The organism is Flavihumibacter cheonanensis (genome assembly GCF_022352215.1).
Lineage (GTDB): Bacteria > Bacteroidota > Bacteroidia > Chitinophagales > Chitinophagaceae > Flavihumibacter > Flavihumibacter cheonanensis.
Genome location: NZ_JAKRWF010000239.1, coordinates 1 through 279 on the forward strand (window position 1 = coordinate 1; position 279 = coordinate 279).

A 279-nucleotide genomic window follows, 5' to 3' on the forward strand; every position below is an offset into this window, starting at 1 on the left:
CGGACCAGGGCGGCGTCGAGGACTACTCCGGCTCGGAGGCGCTCGACCCGGCGCTTGCCGACCGGTTCGCGCTGATCGTGACGGCGGCCGACTGGAACGACCTGACGGCCGAGCAGCAGGCCGCGATCGTGGCGCCGTCCGGCGAGGGGCAGGTCACGCCCCGCAGCGACGCGCTGTGCAAGGCGCTTGCTGGCTGGCGCGAGCGGTTCATCGAACTCGCCAACACTTGCCCGCCGCAGGTCACCACCTACGTCACCACGGCCGTCAGCGCACTGAACG

General features: G+C 72.0%; 1 protein-coding gene. It reads left to right on the forward strand.

The annotated features are described in order from the left end of the window. The coding region (locus MD536_RS21850) for a hypothetical protein (RefSeq protein ID WP_239603891.1) at window positions 1-279 on the forward strand (279 nt) is incomplete at both ends.